Here is a 24,351-nt window from a genome sequence, read left to right on the forward strand (position 1 = left end):
CCTATTTCTCCATATATTCATAACCTAAATGTTCATAGGCTTTTCTAGTCGCAACACGACCAGTTCTCGTCCTCATGATAAAGCCTTTTTGAATCAAATAAGGCTCATACATATCTTCGACCGTTTCACGCTCCTCAGCAATATTTACGGACAAGGTACCTAGACCGACTGGACCACCACCATACATCTCAATCATCGTTCTCAGAATTTTTTGATCGACATAGTCCAGACCTTCATGATCTACATCTAACATGGAAAGAGCTTGATCTGTGATCGTCTCATCAATCAAACCATTGCCCATAACCTGAGCATAATCCCGGACGCGCTTTAATAGACGGTTAGCAATTCGGGGGGTGCCACGACTACGCAAAGCCAGTTCTTTAGCTGCTTCATGAGTGATATCCATCTCAAAAATTTCTGCCGTTCGCTCAACAATCTCAGTCAAATCAGCTTCTTCATAGTACTCCATGTGCCCTGTGATACCAAAGCGAGCTCTCAGAGGATTGGACAACATTCCTGCACGCGTTGTTGCACCGATAAGTGTAAATGGTGGCAAATCAAGATGGACACTGCGATTAGCATCCCCTGAACCAATCATGATATCGATGTAAAAATCTTCCATAGCACTGTAGAGGACTTCTTCTACTGCCATTGGCAAACGATGTATTTCATCGATAAAAAGAACGTCACCAGGCTCTAAATCATTTAAAATAGCAACCAAATCTCCTGCTTTTTCAATAACTGGTCCCGAAGTCTGCTTGATATTCACACCCAGCTCATTGGCAATCACAAAAGCCATGGTCGTTTTCCCCAGTCCAGGAGGGCCAAATAAAAGAGCATGATCCAAAGCCTCATCCCTTAGTTTAGCTGCTTCAATAAAAATTTTCAACTGATTCTTGACCTTATCTTGGCCAATATACTCCTGCAGATATTGTGGTCGAAGCGTGCGCTCCACCATTTCTTCATCCATCATTTGTTCATTATCTAAAATTCTACTCATGTCACCATTATATCAAAATATCATAGTTTAGGACTATTTTAAATAGAAAAGAGAGCGAGAAACCTTTTTAATGAAGGTTTTCCATCGCTCTCTTTCTTTTTAAACCCAAAGATTAATTAACCTTTTTAGTACGATATAAGAAGACTGAAGCTGCAAGGATCAGGAAGCCAACAAGAACAGAGAAGGCTGAGGACTCAGCTGTTCCTGTCTTAGGCAATTCTTTCTTCACTTCTTTTTTAGGTTCTTCCTTCTTAGGATCTTCATGCTTATCACCTGATGGTTTTGGTTTTTCTTCAGATGATGTTGGAGGTGTTTTAGTAGCATATGTATTGGTAAAGGTTGGTCCGTTACCAGTAACGGTCGCTACAAGGTTACCATTCGTATCATAAGCAACCTCCACAGTCACTTTGTGAACTGCTTTATCATAAGTCACACCAGCTTCATTACCAGCTTTTTCAGTAATAGTGTATTCATACTTACCTGGTGAAGTGAAGCTTTGTGATTTAAAGGTTACTGAGCCATCCGCTTTATTCTTAGCAGTATCCACTACGTTACCTTGATAAGTCAACTCAAATTCAAACTGACCATCTTTCAGCTCTTTACCAGTCAAGACCTTGTTTGCTTGAATAGTTGCAGTGGCTGGAGTTGGTTGTTGCGGATTTGGATTTGGAGTTGGCGGTGGAGTTGGTGCAGTGTATTTATTCACAAATGCAGGTTTATTGCCAGTAATTGTAGATACCAACTTACCTTGGCCATTGTCCGTAACCTCTACGGTTACTGTGTGGACTGTTGTATCGTAAGTAACATTCTCTTCATTGCCAGCTTTTTCAGCAACAGTGTAGGTATGTGTACCTGCTTCTGTATATGTGATTGATGGGAATACAACTTTTCCATCTGCAGCATTTGTTGCTGTACCAATGACTTTGTCGCCTTCCTTCAATTCAAATTCATATTTACCTGCTTCTAATTCCTTTCCAACTAAAGTTTTTGTTGCTTCAATTGTAATGGTATCAGCAGCTGGAGCTGGTTTTGTATAAGTGTTAGTGAAGACCGGCTTGTCAGCTGGAACAGTTGCTTCAAGCTGACCACGTCCATTGTCCGCAACATCTACAGTTACTGTGTGTGAAGCTGTGTCATAAGTCACACCTGGTTCATTACCAGCTTTTTCAGTAATTGTATATGTATGAGGGCCTGCAGCAGTATACTCAATTGCTGGGAAAACTACTGAACCATCAGCTTTGTTTTTAGCTGTACCAACTACTTTATCGCCTTCTTTGAGCTCGAACTCATATTTGTCAGCTTCAAGGGCTCTGCCTTTCAAAACTTTAATTGCTTCAATAGTTGCTGTAGTTGGTTTAGCAGAATAAGAATTTACAAATACTTTGTTGTCGTATTTAACACTTGCAAACTTTTCTCCAAAGACATCTGTTACTGTAACTTCAGCATTAATGGTCTTGTTATCATAAACATAGCCTGGTTCTTTCTCATCCACTTCTTTGATTTGGTATTTGAAAGTACCAGCCTTTGAGAATTTAATTGCTTTAAATTTAACTTGTCCGTCTTTGTCGTTTTTGGCAGTTTCAACCACTTTGCCATCTGGATCAATCAATTGGAAGATGAATTCATCACCTTTCAATGTTCCACCATTCAGTTGTTTTGTAACTTCAAATTCAACTTCAGAAGGGCGAGCACCTGATCCAATTCCTTCAGTAGTTGTCAGAGAGGCAAAACCATCTACATCATAGACACCATCTGATGTTGTCACTTTCACATTGTTGAAAGCTTTCTTGGTAGTATTGTCAACTGGAGCAGTCAAACGAGTACGGTACAAAACATACAGACCTTGTGTACTCAAGTCACCATTTCCATTTGGAGTGATAGTGAAAGAGTTTGTACCTGTAACATTTACATGTGAAGCATCCAGTCTTGGACGAGCCTCAGCCTTATTCCACTCAGTAAAGTAATAACCAGTAATTTCACTTGCTAGTACTTGTCCTTCAGGGATTGTATCCTCAATCTTAACTCCTGTAACAGGTTTTACGTAACGATTGATACGAATACGCCAGTTAACATAATTAGGATCATCAGCATCTTGGACACCCCACTTGGTATAACCAGTAGGATCATCATCTGGTACGATACGAGTCAATCTGTATGTTCCGGCACCAGGAATATCAATGCTGTATTCCTTATTTAACTCGACATCATCCGCCCAAACTACAGTGAATAAAGCAGTCAATTCACGATCTTCTGTCAGATTTTTGAAGTATTCTTCATTAGTAATGGTCACTGTAGCAGAATTAGTTGCAGCATTTGTCTGCAGTTCTGCGATTTTAGTAGCTCCATCCTTGGCGTAGATATCTGTCGTGATGTCACGCTCAACTTTAAACTCTTTTGGCACTTTATAAACCATAAAGTCCCCGTTCTTCAAAGTGGCAGAATCATCAAACTTGTAGGTCGGATTAAGATAAAACTTTCCTTCACCATACTTGGCACCATCAACCAACCGATTATTATTAATGGTTGGAGAGGTTGTCATCGTATAGTTGTTTGACGGTAATTCGTCCGCTTTAACTGTGTAACTTGTTTTTAGTAGAGGTATGAATACCGATACTATTAACAACAGCGTCATAAATGCATGAAAGAGCTTTCTATTCGTCTTTTTCACAACATTTCCTCCTTTATATTTGGGTACAATCCCTTACTTTATATTATATATTCTTCTATGAAGTTGTCAAGGATATTTCATCTAATTTTTATGCAATCTATACATTATAAACACGACAAATAGATTTTATACATAAAATCAAATATAAAGTCATAAAACAACAGAAATTTCAACATTTCTTCCTCTTTTTCTATATGCCTTGCCTTCTAGCCCTATGTCTTCATCCTCCATAAAACAAAAACCCCAGCAGTCAGAATTAAGATCTAACTGATGGGGTTATCTAAGAGAATTTTTTATTTATCTAAATGCCACACTTCATCATTGTATTGTTGAATCGTGCGGTCAGCTGAGAAGAAACCAGCTTTAGCAATGTTTACAATAACTTTATCCAACCATGCGTCACGGTCTTCGTAGTCAGCAAGCATTTGCTCTTTCACTTTGATGTAGTCTTCCAAGTCAAGGAGAGTCATGAACCAGTCTTTGTTGATCAACTCCTTGTATAGACGTTCCAAACGCTCTTTGTTTCCAACTGCAAGAACTGCATCACTTACGATGAAGTCAACCAACGGTTTGATAGCTTCACGAGCGTAAAATTCACTTGATTTGTAAGCAGATTTCGCATAAAGATCGATAACAGTTTCTGAATCTTCACCGAAGATGTAGATGTTTTCGTCGCCAACCAACTCAGCGATTTCCACGTTTGCACCATCCATAGTACCAAGAGTCAAGGCTCCGTTCAACATGAATTTCATGTTACCAGTACCTGAAGCTTCTTTAGAAGCAAGTGAGATTTGTTCTGAGATATCACACGCTGGGATAAGGAAGCTTGCTGCAGTAACATTGTAGTTTTCAACCATGACTACTTGCAAGTGTGGAGCTACTGCTGGGTCGTTTGCAATGACTTCTGACAAGCAAAGGATCAAGTGGATAATATCTTGCGCAATTGTGTAAGCAGGAGCTGCTTTACCACCAAAGAAGACAGTAATTGGACGAGCAGGAATGTTTCCAGCCTTGATGTCAAGGTATTTGTGAATCACATACAAAGCGTTCATTTGTTGGCGTTTGTACTCGTGAAGACGCTTGATTTGGATGTCAAAGATAGAGTTTGGATTGATTTCCACACCTTGGTGTTCTTTCAAGTGACGAGCCAATTTACGTTTGTTGTGAGCTTTGATGCTTTCCAATTTTTCCTTGACAGCAGCTTTATCTTCATAAGACAAAAGATTTTCAAGTTCCTCTGCTTCATGGTGCCAACCCTGACCAAGAATCTCATCTAAATAGTGAGAAAGGCGTGGGTTAGCATGCATAAGCCAACGACGGAAAGTAATACCGTTTGTTTTGTTGTTGAATTTTTCTGGGTAGATGTCATAGAAAGCTTTCAACTCAGAGTTCTTCAAGATCTCAGTGTGGAGAGCCGCAACCCCGTTAACACTGTATCCATAATGGATATCCATATGAGCCATATGAACACGGTCATTTTCGTCAATGATTTGGACAGCAGGATCTTTGTAAACTTTCTTGACACGTTTGTCAAGTTCCTTGATAATCGGAACAAGATGAGGAACAACTTCTTCCAAGAATTCTAGTGGCCATTTCTCAAGAGCCTCTGCAAGAATAGTGTGGTTTGTATAAGCTGTCATTGACTTGACAATGTTTACAGCTTCGTCAAATTCCAACCCACGTTCTGTCAAGAGACGGATCAATTCAGGGATAACCATTGAAGGGTGAGTATCATTGATTTGTACAACTGCATAGTCCGCAAGGTCGTGCAAGTTGCTTCCTTTTTCGATTGCTTCATCAATGATCAATTGCGCACCATTTGAAACCATAAAGTATTGTTGGAAGATACGAAGAAGTTCACCTTGTTTGTCACTATCGTCTGGATAAAGGAAGAGAGTCAAGTTACGAGCAATATCTGTCTTGTCGAAATCAATTCCTTTTTCAATCAAGCTAGAGTCCACAGAATCTAGATCGAAGAGACGCAAACGGTTTTTCTTTTCTGTCTTATAACCTGGTACATCAATGTCATAGAGTGTAGAAGTTAAAGTAAAGTTTGCAAAAGGCACTTGGTAGCTACGAGTTGATTTTACCAACCAATTTTGGTCACTCAACCAGAAGTTAGGGATTGTTGTTTGCTCATTGTTTTTCAACACTTGTTGGAAGAGACCAAAGTGGTAGTTCAAACCTACACCGTCTCCATTTAAACCGAGAGTTGCGATTGAATCAAGGAAGCAGGCAGCCAAACGGCCTAAACCACCATTACCAAGAGATGGTTCTAATTCTACTTCTTCTACTTCAATCAAATCTTTACCTGCATCAGCCAATTCTTTTTTGACATCATCATAAAGGCCAAGGTTGATCAAGTTGTTTGACAAGAGTTTACCAATCAGGAACTCAGCAGAAATATAGTACAATTTCTTTTTTGAATCATTGACAGGTTTAGTTGCACTGTATTCTTTTGTATAGTTCAAAAGAGCTGTATAGAGTTCTTCATTGGTACAATCAGCAATGTTTTTTTGATACGCGTTTTGTACGTATTGCTGTAATTTAGACATTTTTTTCTCCTTTGGAATTCTGATTTACATTGTTTTTGGGTTTAAGTTTTGTATTAATTCGACGATAAATAGTTGTTAGAGAGAGTAACTCTGCCTCTACTTCTTTAGACAGTTCGTCTTCTGTCATACGCCATTGCCAGTTGCCACCAATAGTGGATGGCAAGTTCATTCTTGCAGAACCATCTAATTCCAGTAAATCTTGCATGGTTGCAATCGCCATATAGCTAACAGAAGCAAAGATCGTACGGAGCATTGCATGAGGAACTGTTTCATATTCTTTACGGTTGGTATAAACAGCTAAGTATTCCCGTGTTGGATCATCAATCTCATCTTTATACCAGCCAAGAACAGTATTATTATCATGAGTTCCTGTATACATCACTGAGTTATGAGGCGCCAAGTGTGGGCTATCGATGCTTTCATCATCTGGATTGAAGGCAAACTGCAAAATCTTCATTCCTGGGAAACCAGTTTTCTCACGCAACTCAATAACTTCATCAGTCATAAAGCCTAGGTCTTCAGCAATGATATTTAGTTCTCCCAAAGCTTCTTTAACAGCTTTAAAGAGAGCATAGCCAGGTCCTTTTACCCACTTACCAGTTGCAGCTGTTTCTGAATCCGCTGGGATTTCCCAATAAGATTCAAATCCGCGGAAATGGTCAATACGAACGATGTCATAAATCTTAAAGCTCTCGCGCAAGCGCTCAACCCACCAAGAATATCCATCTTTATCCATAGCTTTCCAGTCATAGATTGGGTTCCCCCAAAGCTGTCCTGTTTCTGAGAATTCATCAGGCGGACATCCTGCCACGCAAGTTGGTTTACCAACAGCGTCTGTTTTAAAGAAATGTGGTTGTGCCCAAACATCAGCACTGTCTGCTGCTACATAGATTGGCATATCTCCGACAATCTCAATATGATGCTTATTCGCATAATCTTTTAAAGCTAGCCATTGTTGGAAGAAGAAGTATTGAGTGACACGATGGTATTCCATCTGTTCGCTCAGGCGCTCACGGTAATCAGCCAAGGCCTCTGGCTTACGCAGGCGAATGTCTTCATCAGACCACTCTGTCCACGCCGCCAAATCAAAGTGCTCTTTGATTGCCATGTAGTCAACATACAGGTCTAACCAGTTGGCATTGTCTGCCACAAATTTTTTATAAGCCTTCAAATCAGAACTTTGAAGGAAATTTTTAACAGCTTTTTCCAATAGTGGACGACGTGCTTCGAATATCTTAGCATAGTCAACAGCCTTAGGGTCACTTCCAAAATCCACACCATCTAAATCACTTTCTTGAAGCAAACCTTCTTTTATAAGAAGATCTAAGTCAATAAAGTGAGTATTTCCTGCGAAAGCAGAAAAAGATTGGTAAGGAGAGTCTCCATAGCTAGTCGTGCCTAGTGGCAAAATCTGCCAATAGCGTTGCTTAGTTCTTACCAAGAAATCTACAAAATCATAAGCACTTTTCCCAAAAGATCCAATTCCGTATTTCCCTGGCAAAGAAGAAATATGCATGAGAACACCACTTTGACGTTCTTTCATCTTGTCACCTCAATATTTTTCTTAGTTAAAATCTACGTTTTGTTCAACGAAAACGTTTGCGTAGTTCGATTATATCTGTTTTTAGTTTTCTATGCAACCATTTTATAAAAATTTTTTCAATTCTTCAAGAGAATCATCTAACTTTTCTTTTTTTCTTCTATAATAATGACAAATAATTTGTCGGATAAAAAATATTTTTTTGATTTTTTGGAAAAATATCTTGCAAACGGTTACTTTTTGTGATATAATTTTTTTCAGTTTAAGAAAACGTTTGCGTAAACTTAAATGTAAATTATTACTTTTTTTATTCTTAGGAGGAATAAACATGAAAAACAAAGCTCTTAAAAGTGCTGCTGTATTGGGTACTGTTGCTGTAGCTAGCTTTATTTTAGCTGCTTGTGGTAGCAAGGCTTCTTCAACTAAATCATCTGAATCTGGTGATAAAAACGTTACTGTTTATGTTGAAGAGCAGTACAAGGCTTACATGGAGAAAGCTGCAGCAGCTTTTGAAAAAGAAACTGGTTCTAAAGTTACTATTAAAACTGGTGACCAAATGGGTGGATTGGACAACCTTTCACTCGACAACCAGTCTGGTAAAGCTCCAGACGTTTTGATGGCTCCATACGACCGCGTAGGAAGCCTCGGTACAGATGGACAATTAAACGAAGTAAAATTAAGCAAAGATAGTAAGACAGATAAAACTACTGAATCTCTAGTAACAACAGAAGGTAAAACATACGGAGCACCTGCTGTTATCGAAACTCTTGTAATGTACTACAACAAGGACTTGATTTCAAAAGCTCCAACTACTTTTGCTGAATTAGAAGAGCTTGCTAAAGACAGCAAATATGCATTTGCTGGTGAAGATGGTAAAACATCTGCCTTCCTTGCTGACTGGACAAACTTCTACTACGCTTACGGACTTCTAGCTGGTAACGGCGGTTATGTATTCGGTGACAATGGTAAAGATCCTAAAGATATCGGTCTTGCTAATGAAGGTGCAATTAAAGGTATCGAATACGCTAAAACTTGGTATGCAAAATGGCCTAAAGGAATGCAAGATACTGAAGGCGCTGGAAACTTGATCCAATCACAATTCCAAGAAGGTAAAACTGCTGCTATCATCGATGGACCATGGAAAGCATCTGCTTTGAAAGAAGCTAAAGTAAACTATGGTGTTTCAACTATCCCAACTCTTCCAAACGGAAAAGAATACGCTGCTTTCGGTGGTGGTAAAGCTTGGGTTATCCCAACTGGTGCTAAAAACCCAGAAGTTGCTCAAAAATTCGTTGACTTCTTGACTTCAACTGATCAACAAAAAGCATTTTACGATGCTACTAACGAAGTACCTGCTAACACAGAAGCTCGCGAGTACGCAGTAAGCAAGAAAGATGAACTGACAGACGCAGTTGTTAAACAGTTCCAATCAGCTCAACCAATGCCAAACATCTCTGAAATGAGTACAGTTTGGGATCCAGCTAAAACTATGTTGTTCGATGCTGTAAGCGGTAAAAAAGATGTTAAAACTGCTGCTGACGATGCAGTGAAATTAATCAAAGATACTATCGCTCAAAAATACGCTGACAAATAATAAAGAACTCTAGGGGTGGGAATTTTCCCTACCCCTTCTTTATTAAAAAAGCTATTAAAACAACTACGGGTTTCTTAAAAATTTTGAAAAAAGAGAAATATTTTCTAATATTTAGTTTTATATTCTCTGCTTTCAAAATTTTTAGCCCCTCTTTGAATCTTATTCAGGAGACAAATATGACTAGACAACAGAACCCAAGTAAAGCCTTGTTGCTGTCCCTGATTCCAGGACTTGGACAAATTTATAACAAACAGAAAGCCAAGGGGTTCATCTTCTTAGGTGTGACACTGGCCTTTCTAATCTATTTCTTTGCGATCGCTTCTGGTGAGCTAGGAAATCTTATCACACTTGGTGAAATGCGCGGACGCGACAACTCCCTCTTTATGTTGATCCGTGGTGCCTTCCACTTAATTATCGTGCTGGTTTATTTCCTATTTTATGCCTTCAACTTAAAGGACGCTCACACAACAGCTAAACGCTGGAATAACGGTATTCCGGTTCATACGACTCTGAAAGAAATGATTCACAGCATCTATGAAAATGGTTTCCCATACTTGCTGATCATCCCTTCTTATGTAGCTATGACCTTTGCTATCATTTTCCCTGTATTGGTAACTCTTCTGATTGCTTTTACAAACTATGATTTCAAACATTTGCCACCAACTAAATTGCTTGACTGGGTTGGTTTGACAAACTTCAGCAACATTTGGAGTCTCAGCACCTTCCGTTCAGCCTTTGGTTCTGTCCTATCTTGGACTATCATCTGGGCTTTATGTGCTTCAACTTTACAAATTGTTATCGGTATTTTCACAGCTATTATTGCTAACCAGCCTTTCATCAAAGGAAAACGCATCTTCGGTGTTATCTTCCTACTTCCTTGGGCGGTACCAGCTTTCATTACAATCTTGACTTTCTCAAATATGTTTAATGATAGTATCGGTGCCATCAACACCCAAGTTATTCCTTTGCTTAGCAAGGTATTGCCTTTCTTGAACAATACCCTCATCCCTTGGAAAACAGATCCTACTTGGACCAAGGTTGCCTTGATTATGATGCAAGGTTGGCTAGGATTCCCATACATCTACGTCTTAACTTTGGGAATTCTGCAATCCATTCCAAATGATTTATATGAAGCAGCTTATATTGATGGAGCAAATGCTTGGCAAAAATTCCGCAACATTACGCTACCAATGATTTTAGCTGTTGCTGCGCCAACTCTTATCAGTCAGTATACCTTCAACTTCAATAACTTCTCTATCATCTACCTCTTTAATGCGGGTGGACCTGGTAGTGTCGGTGGAGGCGCTGGTTCAACAGATATCTTGATTTCTTGGATTTATCGTTTAACTACTGGTACTGCACCTCAGTACTCAATGGCCGCAGCCGTAACCTTGATTATCTCAATTATCGTTATCGGTATTTCAATGATTGCTTTCAAGAAACTACACGCATTTGACATGGAGGACGTCTAAGATGAATAATTCTGTAAAATTAAAACGTCACTTTAATCATTTTCTGACTTACCTGTATCTCGTAGCTCTGTCAGTAATCATTATTTATCCTCTATTAATTACGATTACATCAGCCTTTAAAACTGGTAACATTGTCGCCTTCAAACTTGATTTTAATATCGATTGGAGTTTTGACAACTTCAGCAGGCTCTTCTCTGAGACACTCTACGGAACCTGGTACCTCAATACGGTCATCATTGCTGTCTTGACAATGATTGTGCAAACCAGTATAGTAGTTTTAGCTGGTTACGCATACAGCCGCTATAACTTTATCGCCCGCAAGCAAAGTTTGGTCTTCTTCTTGATTATCCAGATGGTACCAACCATTGCTGCCCTCACCGCCTTCTTCGTCATGGCTTTGATGTTGAATGCTTTGAACCAAAACTGGTTCCTCATCTTCCTTTATGTTGGTGGAGGAATTCCAATGAATGCTTGGCTGATGAAAGGTTACTTTGATACCGTTCCAATCTCTCTTGATGAGTCAGCTAAACTAGATGGTGCCGGTCATTTCCGACGCTTCTGGCAAATCGTCCTTCCTCTGGTTCGTCCAATGGTTGCTGTACAAGCACTTTGGGCATTCATGGGACCATTTGGAGACTATATCTTATCTAGTTTCCTCCTTCGGGATAAAGAATTCTTTACAGTTGCAGTCGGTCTGAGAACATTTGTCAGCGATGTTAAAAATATGAAAATCGCCTTCTTTGCCGCAGGAGCTATCTTAACAGCTCTTCCAATCTGTATCTTATTCTTCTTCCTACAAAAGAACTTTGTATCTGGTTTAACAAGCGGTGGTGACAAGGGATAATCTTGTCCCACCCTGTTTTTTGTCGGACGACTATAAAAATTAGAAAGAGCTACTATGTACCCCTACCCTTTTAATTATTTTTCAAGTATTTTTCAATTTAAAAAAGCTTTTACTAACCGCAAACTTTTGTCTTGGTTCCAACTGATTTTTACTAGTCTTTTCTTAATTTCTTTGACCTTGATTCCTTTGGCATTGCAGACTGCTGCCAAAGAGAGCTATCCATTAGATACCTTTATCGATCAAGTTTTTCAGCCTTTAGATGAGTCTGCTATGAGAGAGCTTAGCAATCATGTTCAGATCAAAGACGGCCAACTAACTTATGATAGTCACTTTGGTGTACAAAAAAATAAAGCCGGCCAGGTTATTATCGGACATCACAAGGATACCAGACCAGGGGACAAGTTAACGCTTTATTTTGATAAGGATCATCTCCTGATCAGTAAAAGCAAGAAAGAGTTAGCAGCCATTCGTTACCAGGCAATCAACCAGGAAGCTTTAAAGGATAAGAAAAGCTTGAGCGAGGCCATTTCCAAAGATTGGTTCCAGCAAAACCGTTTGATTATTAGCCTCTTTTTACTCTTGGTATCTGGCCTGCTCTTGACTTTTAACTTCTTCATTGTGACCTTTGGAGCCAGTCTCTTCCTTTATCTAACTAAAAAATCTAAACTCTTTTCATTTAAAAAGTTCAAGGAATGTTATCATTTCACTCTAAACTGTCTTGGGCTTCCGACTCTCATTGCTGTCTTCTTTGGCATCTTGGGCCAGCCTTTGACAACCATGATTATGATTCAAAATATTCTCTTTGTGTTGTTCCTTGTTATCACCTTTTATCGTACGCATTTCCGTGATGAAAATTAGGAGGTCATCATGCCTGTTACTATTAAAGATGTTGCCAAACTAGCTGAGGTTTCGCCCTCAACTGTAACCCGTGTTATCCAGAACAAGTCTACAATTAGTGATGAGACAAAAAAACGGGTTCGCAAGGCTATGAAGGAACTGAATTACCATCCAAATCTGAATGCCCGCAGTCTGGTTAGCAGTTATACTCAGGTTATCGGCCTCGTCTTGCCAGATGATTCAGATGCTTTCTACCAAAATCCATTTTTCCCATCCGTTCTGCGAGGAATCTCACAAGTAGCTTCTCAGCACCAATACGCTATTCAAATCGCTACTGGTAAAGACGAGAAAGAACGGATGACAGCTATTTCCCAAATGGTACACGGTCGTCGGGTAGACGGACTTATTTTCCTTTATGCTGAAGAAAACGACCCTCTGGTTCGGATGGTTTATGAGGAACAATTTCCTTTTCTTATTCTAGGAAAATCTCTTTCTCCTTTTATTCCGTTGGTTGATAATGATAACATCCAAGCAGGATTTGATGCAACTGAATATTTCATTAAAAAAGGTTGCCGTCATATTGCTTTTATCGGAGGAACTAAAAGGCTCTTTGTAACCCAAGACCGTTATACCGGCTACGAAAATGCCTTAAAAGAACATCATCTGGAATTAGATCCTCAGAGCACTGTCTTTGTCACAGAATTTTTGGAAGAAAAAGGTTACCAGTTTACCAAGCGCTTGCTAGCAAAAAATCCAAATATTGATGCCATCATCACTACAGATAGCTTGCTGGCATCTGGTGTTTGTGATTTTCTCTCTTCACAAAACTTAACTATCCCAGTCCTTTCTTTTGATTCGGTGGATCCAAAGTTAGACTTGGCTGCCTATGTTGATATCAATACCCTAGAACTGGGTAGAGTGTCCTTCCAAACCATCCTACAGATCATCAATGATACCAAGGAAAATCGGAAAATCTGCTATCGCCAGCTGATTTCTCATAAAATTATCGAACGGTAAATTGGTATTCTCATCGGAACGTAAACCGAAATACTAAAAACACGAAAATGGGACCTCAATCCCAGATAAAAAATAACAACCGTAGTTACATTCAAGTTAAACTACGGTTGTACTTCTCTTTGGCCTTGCATTTTTATGTTTGGCAATCATTTAGACTTACTATTTAATTTTTTACTGGCAGCCTCTGATGGTACATGCGCTTCTGGGGCTAGCTTATCTTGTATAAAGGAGATTTATGTCTTTTAGAACCTTTCAAGCTTATTTAGATAATACACGACTGATTAATCTTCAGTTACCCATCATTTATGATGCTAAGGACCTGTCCTTTACTTTGGAATCTGACGACCAGGTGATTCCTCTGACTATTCAAACATGCAAATCTTCTACCGAACATTGCCTCTACAGCCTGACTTTGGAAGAAGATATCGATTTGGAACAGCATTATCTCGTCTACGACCAGGACCGCAATAAAACTGTTCTAGCATTCCGACATATTGTCCAAGAACCGATTTTTGATCAAATCTTCGACTACGACCAGGATGATCTTGGTGCAACTTATTCTTCGAAGGCTACTTCTTTTGCATTTTGGGCTCCTATTTCCGAACAAGTCCTTATCAAGTTGAAAAAAGATGGCAAAGAAACTGTCTGGCCTCTCCTTCGCCAGGAAAAAGGCGTTTGGAAAACAACGATTCCTGGTAATTGGGAGAGAGCTAGCTACACCTATCTTCACAAGGTCAATGGTCAGTGGCTGGAAGTACATGATCCTTATGCCCTTTCCTCTGAAGCCAATTCTGGTGCTAGCTTTATTATTGATCCAAAGAAACTACTCAATACAACTGGAGTTAAGCGGGCTAAAACCCAGATAAGCCCGACTAAAGCCGTCATTTACGAGATGAGTGTTCGCGACTTCTCTAGCCAAAAGGTGGCTGGCTTTAAAGAACCGAGAACATTCCGAGCACTGACAGAGTCTCCCAAGCTAGGCAAACGTAAAATTGGTATGCAGCACTTGCTAGATCTGGGAATCACCCATATCCAGCTTATGCCTGTTTATGATTTTGGTAGTGTAGATGAGAAACACCCTGAACAAGTCTACAATTGGGGCTATGATCCTGTTCAGTATAATGTTCCTGAAGGTAGTTTTGCCAGTGACCCTGAGGACCCTTACGCACGCATTCTAGAATTGCAGGAATCTATCGCTGCCTACCATGAGGCAGATATGAGTCTGATCATGGACGTCGTATACAATCACGTTTACGATGCGGATAGCTTTGCTTTTGAAAAGATTGTTCCTGGTTATTTCTATCGCTTGGATGAACAAAAACAACGAACCGACGGAACTTTCTGTGGTAACGATGTTGCTAGTGAAAGGGCCATGGTCCGTCGCTTCATCAAGCATTCGGTCAAGCAATGGGTGAATCTCTATGGCTTTGACGGTTTCCGTTTTGACCTCATGGGTATTTTAGATATCCAAACTATGAATGAGCTAGCAGAAGAGCTAAAAGCGAGCTACCCAAATGTCTATCTCTACGGAGAAGGCTGGAAAATGGCGACTGGTTTGGAATCAGACCTCCTAGCCCACCAGTATAATGCGGCAGAATTGACTGATTATGGCTTTTTTAGCGATAATTTCCGTGATACCATCAAAGAAACCATCTTAAATAAGCAAAGACTGACTGGATCCGAATGGACTTCCAGCATGGCTAATATCCTAACAGCTAATGTCGGTTTAGAAACAGCAAGCCATTTCCAAAGTCCTCAACAGGCCATTAACTACACTGAGTGTCATGACAATGCAACTATCTTTGACTACTTTAAAATGGAAGATCCAAACATCAGTCAAAAAGAACGTTTGGCAAGTGCTCGCTTGGCCTTACACTTGGTCTTGCTTGCTCAGGGAGTTCCTTTCCTCCATAGTGGGCAAGAATTCTTCCGCCACAAAGACTTGCTAGATAATAGCTACAACATCCCAGATACTATTAATCGTCTGGACTGGCAAAGCTTACTCAACTACGAAGAAGATGTTGACTTCATTCGTGAATTAATCAGCTTCCGAAAAGAACACCCTCTACTCAGCCTCGAAAGTCGAGAAGAAATCTTGGAAGCTTGCCAAGTTGAGTGGCTCAATGATTCACTGGTCAGGTATCAGATTTCACAGCAAGATGAACAAATGACCATCTTGATCAACTTTGGTTCAAAAGATCAGACCTACCAAAACGAACTAGGTCAGGAAGTCTTTCTATCCTACCCAGCCATTAGTAGCCACAAAGCTATCGCTCCCTTAGCTGACAGCTATGTTGTTCCTGCTAAGCAAGTCCTAGTCCTAAAATAAATAAAAAGCACGTCTCAATCTAAGAGACGTGCTTTGACTTTTCTGATGTGAGCTAATTTAAAGCTGATAGAGTTCTGCGATCTTATCACCGACACGGCTGATATCATTTTGCAGACCACGAAGCTCAAAAGTATCTAACAGAGGAAAGCCAAAACGCTGAGAATATTGCTTTGCTGTTAAACAATACTGGTTGTTGAAATTACGGTTGCCACTGCCTACGATACCGAAACATTTTTTATAGTTCTCTTCATATTCAATAAAGGCTGCTAAATCATTGGTTAAAATCTCAACATCACCAGAGTCCACTCCGTTTCCACCCTCTAAATAAGTCGGTAGGAAGGCTACAAACTGATTGTCCATAGCAAAGAAATCCCGGCCTTCTTTGACCAAATCCTTAATATTGACCTGTTCTACTTCAAGATCCACATGACCTTCTTGCAAATAGGCCGTCAGACGCTTGATAAAGCTCGCTGTATTCCCACTTAAACTAATATACACTAAGGAAACCTTTGCCATTCTATCCTCCTAAAACTAAAAATAACATCTATCCTTTTCTTAAAATTGTAAGACGATAAATGTTATTTGTCAAATTTTAAATAGGTTCCTTTTTCACTTCCAAGTCATTCTGCTGACGCCAAGTATAAAAGAGGACAATAGCTAAAAAGAGGATATTCAGTAAGAGTCCGACTATGGTTACAGCCTTAGGGATCATCATGATTGATTCGCGAATCGCTGGATCACTAAAATAATGATAGAGTGGCTGAGAAGATAGATAATCATAAGCCATGACAAGAATGGTAAAGACCGAGTAGACAGAGTATAGGATGTTGGCTAGAAGAAGATTCTTTTTGATCAACAATACAAGTACTGCCGCCAATAAAAGAAGACCCACAAATAAAATCAGAGCTTGACTCATACTATGATTCAGATCAAAAACCACATTATAAAACCGATTATACTGCTGGGCTACCTCACCTTTTAGCTGCATAACTTCTGCGGGATTCTCTAGTCTTTTTCCTGCAAGAAGGTCCCAGAGACTAAGTAGAGCACCAAAGGCTGAAATCAACCAACACACGTACAAATAAATTGCTTTCTTTTTCATATTAACCCTCTATTTCTTCTAAAATAATAGAATCCGAAGACCATCGAAAGGGGAAACTGAATGAAGTTTAGAGATTGCATTTTCAGGAGACAGGCATACTCTTAAAATAGTTTGTGTAATGCTAAAAAGATTTTCTTGCCTTCGGATTTCTATACATTCATTATAAATAGCTTTTAAAAAAAGATGCACTAAAACTTCTAAAATGCCTCCTATTCTTCTTCAAAAGCCTCTTTTTCAAAAAATCACAGCCTTCTAGCTTGAAAAGAAAGGCTTTGTGATAGAATAAAGCTATGAAACGAGATTACCAAGAGATCCAATGGCTCTTTTTTGATATAGGTTCAACTCTAGTTGATGAAGAAAAAGCTTATGAAGCCAGAATAAAAACTGCCATTTCTGGAAAGAATATTTCTTATCAACTCTTCTATGACAAGATGCTCAGCTATTTTAAGGAAAATAAAAAAGGTGACTTAGAAGCACTCAGCTTCTATGGACTTGAACGCCCAGCTTGGAGAACGGACTTAGAGACTCTCTATCCGCAAACCAAAGGAATATTAGAGCAACTAGGGCAAGATTATAAGTTGGGAATTATCGCTAATCAATTACCTGGCCTAGAACAGCGCTTGAACGCTTTTGGAATTTTAGACTACTTTAGCGCTATCTTCTCGTCCGCTGATCTTGGACTGGCCAAGCCCGACCCTGCTATTTTCAGGCTGGCCTTACAAAAGACTAACTGCCTACCTCATCAAGCTATTATGATTGGCGACCGCTTGGATAATGATATCGTTCCTGCCAGAAGAATAGGCATGAAAACCATCTGGATCAAACAAGGCTTCAGTCGCCTAGCTCAAGTCAAAAATCTTGAAGAAGGAGCGGACTGGACCGTCGAAAAACTGACTGATTTACTGCCCATCCTCTTGTCCTAGCTGGCCTTGTCTTTCGGAACGTTCTATTGTATAATATAGTCATTTTAAACAGGAGGTCTTTCTATGAAAAAACTCACACCTGGTATGCACATTCGGGTCGTCAGCCCCTCGTCGTCAATCGAACACATCGGTGGCTTTGAGGCCAATCTAGCCGCCAAGGAGCGCTTGGCAAAGTTAGGATTTACCGTATCTTTTTCGGAACATTATCTGGAAAATGATATGCTAGGCTCTGCCTCCATTGAAAGTCGAGTGGCAGACATCCATGCTGCCTTCGCAGATGAGTCCGTTGATGCCATTCTGGCTACTATCGGCGGTTTCAACTGCAATGAGCTCCTGCCCTATCTGGACTTTGAGTTGATTGCTAGAAATCCTAAGATTTTCTGTGGCTACTCGGACACAACAGCCTTGCTCAGCGCTATCTATAGTAAGACTGGCATGAAAACCTACATGGGACCGTCCTACTCCAGCTTTAAGATGGAAGCCCTGCAGGACTATCAGACCGAGAGCTGGCTCAAGGCCGTCAGCCAGACTTCTTATGAATTGACTCCTAGTGAAAAATGGGGCGACAATGCTTGGTATCTGCCCGATGCCCCACTGACCTTCCGTGAGACGGAGTGGAAAGTTTATCATCACGGACAAGCCCAAGCCACTGTTATCGGCGGTAATCTCTCCACCTTCTCGCTCCTGCGTGGAACACCCTATGCTCCGACAGACGACAACTATGTCCTCTTTGTTGAAGAGGCGGAGGAAGATGATTATGTGGAGTTTGAACGCAATCTAGCAGCCCTCCTTCAGGCCTATCCTAACCCACAGGCCCTTCTCATCGGTCGCTTTCCAAAAGAATGTCAGATGACAGAGGAGCTGCTCCTTTATATCTTGGACAAACATCCAATTCTAAAGACGATTCCCGTCCTCTATGACTTGGACTTTGCCCATACTCAGCCACTCTTTACCATTACCATCGGCGCTCAAGTGACCGTGGATACGGAGACGATGTTGATTAGAATTGATGAATAGTAAGAACTCCTCATTCCAACTGGAATGAGGAGTTCTTGTTTTGAGGGATGCTAGAATGAAGCTACAAGTTTAGTGACCTCCTGGGGCGCCACCTCCGCCAGGGCCATCAGCTGTGATTTCAGTTCGAGTTTCACCATTGACTGTAATGGTTCCACCTGTGTAGGTAGCCGTGCCGTCAAAGTCAAAGGCAGAGACTGTAGAAGTAATGTCTAGATTCCCTCCTGTCATGATGATATCACCGTTAGAGTCAAGAGCATCGGTGTCCCCTTGACCAACCTCGACCTTGATGTCACCACCTGTAATTTTAATAAAGATGTCAGCTCCTGTTACCTTACTTGAGGCATTGATCCCATCATCGGAAGAGTAAAGATTTACTTTGCCACCATTAATGGTCACGTTGGTTCCCTCCAGTGCTTCAACACTTGACTCAACTGTAATCGTACCACCGTCAATTACTGCTGTATTAGATGCGTGGATCCCGTCGTCACCAGCATTAATGGTGATCGTACCGGACTGGATATAAAGATTTCCAAGTGTCGTATCTTCATCATTGTCAGCGTGAAGAGCATCTTCGGTTGCCGTCAGATTCAAGGTCGCATCCTTGATATTCAACGCGTCATTGGCAGAAAGAGCATTTTTATAGCCTTTGACTGTATAGGTTCCGCCAGTAATACGCAAATCATCATTCGACTCGACTGCATTGCCATAATTTCCTTCAATCGTCAAACTACCAGAACCATTGAAAGTCAGGTCATCCTTACTGTATATGGCTGCATCATAGTCTGTATTGGTGTGGTTGGCAGAGTCGGCAATACTATTCTTACTTCCTTCCGCAAGGGTGATAAAGGTCTTATCCGCACTTTCAACAACAATCGCTGCGTCAGTCCCTTTCATGGTCACACCATTCAAGACGATTTGGACCTTGTCTTGGTCTCCTGCTTTCACCACGATTTGGACATTTTCGCTACTTCCAGACAGGACATAGGTACCAGCAGCTGTGATTGTTACAGTTGACCCAGATACTTTCGCACCGTCTCCAGACACCTTAGCTGTTGAGCCACTTAGACTTACCTTTGTAGCACTAGATTCGTCATATGAGGCGTCTTGGTCCCGATCAGTGAAATAACTCGTTGAAGCTGTTGAGGCTTTGCTTGAGGACGTTTTACTAGTGGTTGAACTAGTAGTTGTGCTAGTGCTAGCAGCGCTGGACTTACTAATCAAGCTACAGGCTCCCAAGCTGGCTGTCAACAGAACCAGTGGGACCATCAGCTTTACTTTTCGAAATATTGTTTTTTTACTTGTTTTCATGATAGGCCTCTTTCTATTTCTTTTATAATTCATTTTCTTTTGTGATGAATCGACTGATAGCAATCTCTAGATTTCCATTGCGGGTCCGCAGAGCATCCATCAACTCTTTCTCTGTCATTTTGCCGTTGAGTTGGATGATATACTTGAGTTTAAACAAGCTACCCATGTCTGATGTTTTCACTGAGGCTAATTCCAGATGATTGGTCGCTTTATCAAAAATATCATCAAAGATAGATTCATAATCTAAACTTTCAGGAATAACAATGGTCAGCTGGCGGATAGAGTGTTTCATTTGACCAAAGTTGATGGTTTCAAGAAGGATAATCGCTACAGACATAATCAAGGTAAAAGCTCCTGCAAAGACCAGGTAGCCCATACCAATCGCAATCCCGATCGTCATAGCCAGGAAAATTGAGACCAACTCCTTGGCGCCACCTGGAGCCGAACGGAAACGAATCAAGCTGAAGGCCCCCATCACAGCAACCCCAGCACCCAGACTACCATTTACCAAGAAGATGACAACGGCAATCAAGGCCGGCAATAGGGCTAGACTCATGACAAAGGACTTGCTGTAGACCGTTTTATACTGGTAGACCTTGGCCACAACCAAACCTAAGACTAAGGCAACTCCAATTGCTTCTAGCATGGTCAATGGTTTTACAGCCGTACTGGTAAAAACGTCATTAAATAATTGATTTAGCATGGTTTACAACTCCTTTGTGGTCTGTGGTTTTTTTATAGGCTACGCCATATTTAGAGAAGGATTTTGGAAAGACCTGATGATGGTCCAAAATCTCACTCAGCCAAAGCGGATAAGCTCCTGAAACCTTGATTTCCATAATGACATAGCCTTCTGGTAAGAGCTTGTCCCCATGCTTGCCATCTAATAAACTTAAATCCTCTGATCGATAAGTCAAATCATAGTCAATGGTAATCCGAACATTTGGATCTTCTATGCCTTTCATGGAATAGCGATTATAGTAGATATACATCATGGGCTGAACCTTTTGATAACGAGCCATGAGCCAGTCAATCTCCTCGCATATCTGTGAATCATCTGTCTGACCTCGATTACCCGCTAGATAGGACTCCGCCGCCAGCAAGTCTGTTGAAATCCGGCGCTTATAGACGATTTTTCGCACTTTCTTTTTGATTTCCAAGAAAACCTGGCTGTCTTCTGATGGTGTTTCATCGTAAGTCCGTACCCGCAATTTTTCTTTAAAATAAGGTTTTTCTAGAGATTCACGAATCATTTGGAAGGTAGGAGTATCGTAGTAAAGATTGCTGATGGTTGAATATGCATGGTCGTCTTCTACCATGTGTTCCTCAAACTCCGTCAGCAAATTTGCTAGAACCTCCTTTGAAATAACGTATTTTGTTTCAAATCGCTGGAATTTATCTTTAAATGTTTTTTTAGCCATAGGACATCTCCCTTTCTCGCTGCTTGATTATTTACTTGGTTATTTTAAGTAGCAAAGCTTAAAAGAAATCTAAAAAAAACTTAAAGAAAACAAAACATCTCCCTTTTCAGGAGATGTTGCTTAGATAAAAAGGAAAAGAAAGATAGATCTCTCTTTTCCTCTTAAGATTCCGTCAAAAGACTAGACTCTTTCTTTGTTATCTGTTTGATAGACCAAGACTCCAGCAACCATAAATAGCACTAAGACTATCATCAGGAAGCCGACTTGTCCCCCAATCTGTCCCCCCATAGAAATAGTTTGACGAAGACCAGATACCGAGTAACTCATCGGTAGCCAAGGATTGATGGCTTGGAAGATCTTATTGGTCAGCTCAAGCGGATAGGTCCCTGCACTAGAAGCCAGCTGCAAGAGCAAGAGAATCAGAGAAGCAAAGGCTCCGAGTTTGCTATCCCATGTTACTAAGGCCGTCACAAGAGCCATGAAGGTCATGCTGGTTAAGATAATCAAACCAAGAGTTGCCAATTCATGGTTGGCAGATAATCCTATCAAATGGACAGCAGCGTAAACCAACACCCCAGCTACAACTGAAATTACACCATTTACTTCTAGGCGTGCTTTGAACCATTCCCATTTGGTCTTTGGTTCTTTTCCTGAAGGAAGTGTGCTAAAGATGATATTGGTTGAAATAGCAGCTACAAAGAGGGCTACAGAAATCATATAAGGAGCCATCCCTATTCCGTTTTTCTCAACCTTATCTCGGTCTGTCTTGTGAAGGCTGAGTGGATCTGCTAGGATCTTGGCATTATCCTCCTTAGTTGTGACTGTTGATAGCTTATCACCTGCTTCTGTCAGACCACTAGCCAAGCTCTCGCTCCCACTGGTTAAGGATGATAGTTTATTCGTCAACAGACTGCTACCATCGACCAGTTTTCCTGATCCATTAGCCAATTGGCTTGCACCATCTACTAATTTCCCGAAATTAGCTGTCAGTTCAGGTGATTTAGAGGCCAATTGACTTGCTCCAGCTGATAGAGTTGCTGAGTTTGTTAGTAAGCTAGAATTATTAGCGGCTAATCCACTAGCTCCTTCCGAAAGTTTATTGACAGCATTTGTATAATCCGTCACTCCTTGAGCTAATTGACCGGCGCCACTTGATAATTTTTCATTTAAGCTATCTACACCAGAAGCAATTTGACCGGCTCCTCCACTAGCTGTTTCAAGCCCAGCGCTAACCGTAGACAAGCCACCATAGAGACCATTGATCATGTTGGCTGCTTGTGGCAATACCTGATTAGAGACAGCCCCCAGCTGAGCTAACTGTGTTTGGCTGGCAGTCTTTCCTGCTTCCAGACTGGTCTTCATGGTCATCACTTCTGATAAAATGGTCTGAGCAGATTGATCACTACCCGCTTGGCTACCACTAACCGCCGCATCAATCTCCGCCTTGGCCTCTTCAGAAAGACTCTGATATGCACTTGTTCCTTGGACATTGGCTAGGGCAGCTGTTTTAACAGCTTGATTGTCATTGATGATATTTTGAGCAGATGCTGCTATATTCGTCAAGGATGCCTCAATATTTTCTGTTGAAGCTGAAGTTCCTGAGAGAGACGCCTGAATGCTTGCATTTAACTGGTTCAGAGCAGCTGTCAAATTGCTGACATTTTCCTGATTGCTAGTAAGACTCATATCTACCGATTCCTTCAGAGCAGTTAAACCAGTATTGAGCTTGGACGCTCCGCTAGCCAAAGCTTGGACACCAGCACTTGATTGAGTGAGTTGTTGGACACCTCCTACTAGATCAGCTGAACGCTCCGAAAGCTGATTGGCACCCGATGCAATAGTGGCTACCCCATTTGCATAAGTTGTTAACCCTTCTGACAAGCGATTAACTCCTGCTGATACTTGTGCAACAGCTCCTGTATAGGTTTCTAAACCTGAGTTTAATTGACCTGCTCCATCTGCTAAACTGATAGTGGCCTGATTCAGAGTTTTTAAGTTATCCGTAATGGTCTGGCTACCCGCACCCAACTGCTGGCTACCCGAAGCTAATTGCTGGGCTCCATCTGAGGCCTTATTCATTCCCGTCTTTAGCTCTCCCATATTTTTAAATAAAGCACTTGTATAAGTATTGGTTACGTTTTGCGCTACCGTCTGCTTTAAAGAAGTCATGGCTGAGTCACTCATCTTACCAGCAATGAAACTCCGACCACTCGAGATCTGATAGTCGATTTTCATTTGCTTAGGTTCGCCACTTAGGACACTGGCTGCCCGCTCTGACAAATCACTCGGCAGAGTGACCACCATATAGTAGTTACCCTTCTTCAAGCCATTTTGGGCATCCTCTTTACTAACAAAGTGGAAATCCAGATTTTTATTCTCCTTGAGGCTGGAAACAAGATCGTCACCAATCGCTAGGGTCTTCCCTGAACTTGTCACAGCCTTATCCTGATTAACAACTGCCACCGGCAAGTTCTCTACCTGTCCGTAAGGATCCCACATAGAGCTTAAGAAAATTACATTGTACAAGGCTGGAATCAGAGAAACACCTAACATTACAATGATAAAGCTTGGTTTTTTTAAAATAGCTTTCCACTCTTTTAACATATTTACCTCCAAAAAATTATACATACTGTCTAAATTTTGATATACTAGATTATACACCAATCCAAAATTATTACAAGCTAAAGAATTCGAAAATTAGACATACTGTACAAATTTGTTCGA

At 40.7% G+C, this 24,351-nt stretch carries 18 protein-coding genes; 8 read left to right on the forward strand and 10 right to left on the reverse strand.

What is annotated here, in order from left to right; genetic code table 11:
* Position 1: 1 nt before the first annotated feature.
* The 4 genes from ruvB to malQ form a co-directional block, all read right to left on the reverse strand.
* Positions 2-1,000, reverse strand: coding sequence for a Holliday junction branch migration DNA helicase RuvB (gene ruvB / locus PCY06_RS07095; RefSeq protein ID WP_082307286.1), 999 nt, complete (start codon positions 998-1,000; stop codon positions 2-4).
* Positions 1,001-1,112: 112 nt separating this feature from the next.
* Positions 1,113-3,668: an FctA domain-containing protein gene (locus PCY06_RS07100; protein WP_185760777.1), complete on the reverse strand. Its 2,556-nt coding sequence runs from the start codon at positions 3,666-3,668 to the stop codon at positions 1,113-1,115.
* Positions 3,669-3,961: 293 nt separating this feature from the next.
* A complete protein-coding gene (gene glgP, locus PCY06_RS07105; protein WP_082307287.1) occupies positions 3,962-6,223 on the reverse strand; it encodes a glycogen/starch/alpha-glucan family phosphorylase in 2,262 nt (753 codons plus the stop codon).
* Positions 6,216-7,766, reverse strand: coding sequence for a 4-alpha-glucanotransferase (gene malQ, locus PCY06_RS07110; RefSeq protein ID WP_008808135.1), 1,551 nt, complete (start codon positions 7,764-7,766; stop codon positions 6,216-6,218). Before malQ ends, glgP begins: the two co-directional genes overlap by 8 nt.
* Before the next feature lie 325 nt (positions 7,767-8,091).
* Between malQ and PCY06_RS07115 the strand changes: the two genes are divergently transcribed.
* The 6 genes from PCY06_RS07115 (at position 8,092) to pulA (ending at position 15,856) form a co-directional block, all read left to right on the forward strand.
* On the forward strand, positions 8,092-9,357 hold the full coding sequence (locus PCY06_RS07115) for an extracellular solute-binding protein (RefSeq protein WP_125399854.1): 1,266 nt from the start codon (positions 8,092-8,094) through the stop codon (positions 9,355-9,357).
* Between the two features lie 176 nt (positions 9,358-9,533).
* Positions 9,534-10,829 carry a sugar ABC transporter permease gene (locus tag PCY06_RS07120; RefSeq protein WP_011999652.1) on the forward strand — a complete coding sequence of 432 codons (1,296 nt, stop codon included), beginning with the start codon at positions 9,534-9,536 and terminating at the stop codon, positions 10,827-10,829.
* A 1-nt stretch (position 10,830) separates the two neighbouring features.
* Entirely contained in the window at positions 10,831-11,673 is an 843-nt protein-coding gene (locus tag PCY06_RS07125) for a sugar ABC transporter permease (RefSeq protein ID WP_048776449.1), read from the forward strand.
* Positions 11,674-11,727: 54 nt separating this feature from the next.
* A complete protein-coding gene (locus tag PCY06_RS07130; protein WP_045634497.1) occupies positions 11,728-12,531 on the forward strand; it encodes a DUF1189 family protein in 804 nt (267 codons plus the stop codon).
* A gap of 9 nt (positions 12,532-12,540) precedes the next feature.
* Positions 12,541-13,527, forward strand: coding sequence for a LacI family DNA-binding transcriptional regulator (locus tag PCY06_RS07135; RefSeq protein WP_048779188.1), 987 nt, complete (start codon positions 12,541-12,543; stop codon positions 13,525-13,527).
* Positions 13,528-13,762: 235 nt separating this feature from the next.
* The gene (pulA, locus tag PCY06_RS07140) at positions 13,763-15,856 is read left to right on the forward strand and encodes a type I pullulanase (protein ID WP_125399852.1); all 2,094 of its coding nucleotides are present in this window, start codon (positions 13,763-13,765) and stop codon (positions 15,854-15,856) included.
* A 57-nt stretch (positions 15,857-15,913) separates the two neighbouring features.
* Here pulA and nrdI read toward each other — a convergent pair whose 3' ends face one another.
* Positions 15,914-16,372 (reverse strand): class Ib ribonucleoside-diphosphate reductase assembly flavoprotein NrdI, encoded by a 459-nt coding sequence (nrdI, locus tag PCY06_RS07145; protein WP_125367427.1) that lies wholly within the window; start codon positions 16,370-16,372, stop codon positions 15,914-15,916.
* Between the two features lie 76 nt (positions 16,373-16,448).
* Complete coding sequence (locus PCY06_RS07150; RefSeq protein ID WP_061592915.1) at positions 16,449-16,958, reverse strand: hypothetical protein; 510 nt, start codon at positions 16,956-16,958, stop codon at positions 16,449-16,451.
* Between the two features lie 290 nt (positions 16,959-17,248).
* Here PCY06_RS07150 and PCY06_RS07155 point away from each other — a divergent pair, with 290 nt between their 5' ends.
* Together PCY06_RS07155 and PCY06_RS07160 are read left to right on the forward strand one after the other, a co-directional pair.
* A complete protein-coding gene (locus PCY06_RS07155; protein WP_125367429.1) occupies positions 17,249-17,881 on the forward strand; it encodes an HAD family hydrolase in 633 nt (210 codons plus the stop codon).
* Positions 17,882-17,944: 63 nt separating this feature from the next.
* Positions 17,945-18,898, forward strand: a complete 954-nt coding sequence (locus PCY06_RS07160) for a S66 peptidase family protein (RefSeq protein WP_082307293.1) — start codon at positions 17,945-17,947, stop codon at positions 18,896-18,898.
* 69 nt (positions 18,899-18,967) lie between these two features.
* Here PCY06_RS07160 and PCY06_RS07165 read toward each other — a convergent pair whose 3' ends face one another.
* The 4 genes from PCY06_RS07165 to PCY06_RS07180 form a co-directional block, all read right to left on the reverse strand.
* Positions 18,968-20,206: a carbohydrate-binding domain-containing protein gene (locus PCY06_RS07165; protein ID WP_082307294.1), complete on the reverse strand. Its 1,239-nt coding sequence runs from the start codon at positions 20,204-20,206 to the stop codon at positions 18,968-18,970.
* A 22-nt stretch (positions 20,207-20,228) separates the two neighbouring features.
* The gene (locus tag PCY06_RS07170; RefSeq protein WP_061582611.1) at positions 20,229-20,909 is read right to left on the reverse strand and encodes a DUF4956 domain-containing protein; all 681 of its coding nucleotides are present in this window, start codon (positions 20,907-20,909) and stop codon (positions 20,229-20,231) included.
* Positions 20,890-21,627, reverse strand: coding sequence for a polyphosphate polymerase domain-containing protein (locus PCY06_RS07175; RefSeq protein ID WP_061582610.1), 738 nt, complete (start codon positions 21,625-21,627; stop codon positions 20,890-20,892). Before PCY06_RS07175 ends, PCY06_RS07170 begins: the two co-directional genes overlap by 20 nt.
* Positions 21,628-21,807: 180 nt before the next feature.
* Positions 21,808-24,231, reverse strand: a complete 2,424-nt coding sequence (locus PCY06_RS07180) for a YhgE/Pip domain-containing protein (RefSeq protein WP_105165096.1) — start codon at positions 24,229-24,231, stop codon at positions 21,808-21,810.
* Between the last annotated feature and the right edge of the window lie 120 nt (positions 24,232-24,351).

The sequence above is a fragment of the Streptococcus sp. SG1 genome, from assembly GCF_030439935.1.
Lineage (GTDB): Bacteria > Bacillota > Bacilli > Lactobacillales > Streptococcaceae > Streptococcus > Streptococcus gordonii.

Coding starts and splice junctions, on each gene's coding strand:
- PCY06_RS07135 (WP_048779188.1), top strand. CDS start 12,541: ATGCCTGTTACTATTAAAGATGTTGCCAAACTAGCTGAGGTTTCGCCC.
- PCY06_RS07175 (WP_061582610.1), bottom strand. CDS start 21,627: ATGGCTAAAAAAACATTTAAAGATAAATTCCAGCGATTTGAAACAAAA.
- PCY06_RS07115 (WP_125399854.1), top strand. CDS start 8,092: ATGAAAAACAAAGCTCTTAAAAGTGCTGCTGTATTGGGTACTGTTGCT.
- PCY06_RS07130 (WP_045634497.1), top strand. CDS start 11,728: ATGTACCCCTACCCTTTTAATTATTTTTCAAGTATTTTTCAATTTAAA.
- PCY06_RS07150 (WP_061592915.1), bottom strand. CDS start 16,958: ATGAAAAAGAAAGCAATTTATTTGTACGTGTGTTGGTTGATTTCAGCC.
- PCY06_RS07155 (WP_125367429.1), top strand. CDS start 17,249: ATGAAACGAGATTACCAAGAGATCCAATGGCTCTTTTTTGATATAGGT.
- glgP (WP_082307287.1), bottom strand. CDS start 6,223: ATGTCTAAATTACAGCAATACGTACAAAACGCGTATCAAAAAAACATT.
- PCY06_RS07165 (WP_082307294.1), bottom strand. CDS start 20,206: ATGAAAACAAGTAAAAAAACAATATTTCGAAAAGTAAAGCTGATGGTC.
- nrdI (WP_125367427.1), bottom strand. CDS start 16,372: ATGGCAAAGGTTTCCTTAGTGTATATTAGTTTAAGTGGGAATACAGCG.
- pulA (WP_125399852.1), top strand. CDS start 13,763: ATGTCTTTTAGAACCTTTCAAGCTTATTTAGATAATACACGACTGATT.
- PCY06_RS07170 (WP_061582611.1), bottom strand. CDS start 20,909: ATGCTAAATCAATTATTTAATGACGTTTTTACCAGTACGGCTGTAAAA.
- PCY06_RS07120 (WP_011999652.1), top strand. CDS start 9,534: ATGACTAGACAACAGAACCCAAGTAAAGCCTTGTTGCTGTCCCTGATT.
- PCY06_RS07180 (WP_105165096.1), bottom strand. CDS start 24,231: ATGTTAAAAGAGTGGAAAGCTATTTTAAAAAAACCAAGCTTTATCATT.
- malQ (WP_008808135.1), bottom strand. CDS start 7,766: ATGAAAGAACGTCAAAGTGGTGTTCTCATGCATATTTCTTCTTTGCCA.
- PCY06_RS07160 (WP_082307293.1), top strand. CDS start 17,945: ATGAAAAAACTCACACCTGGTATGCACATTCGGGTCGTCAGCCCCTCG.
- ruvB (WP_082307286.1), bottom strand. CDS start 1,000: ATGAGTAGAATTTTAGATAATGAACAAATGATGGATGAAGAAATGGTG.
- PCY06_RS07125 (WP_048776449.1), top strand. CDS start 10,831: ATGAATAATTCTGTAAAATTAAAACGTCACTTTAATCATTTTCTGACT.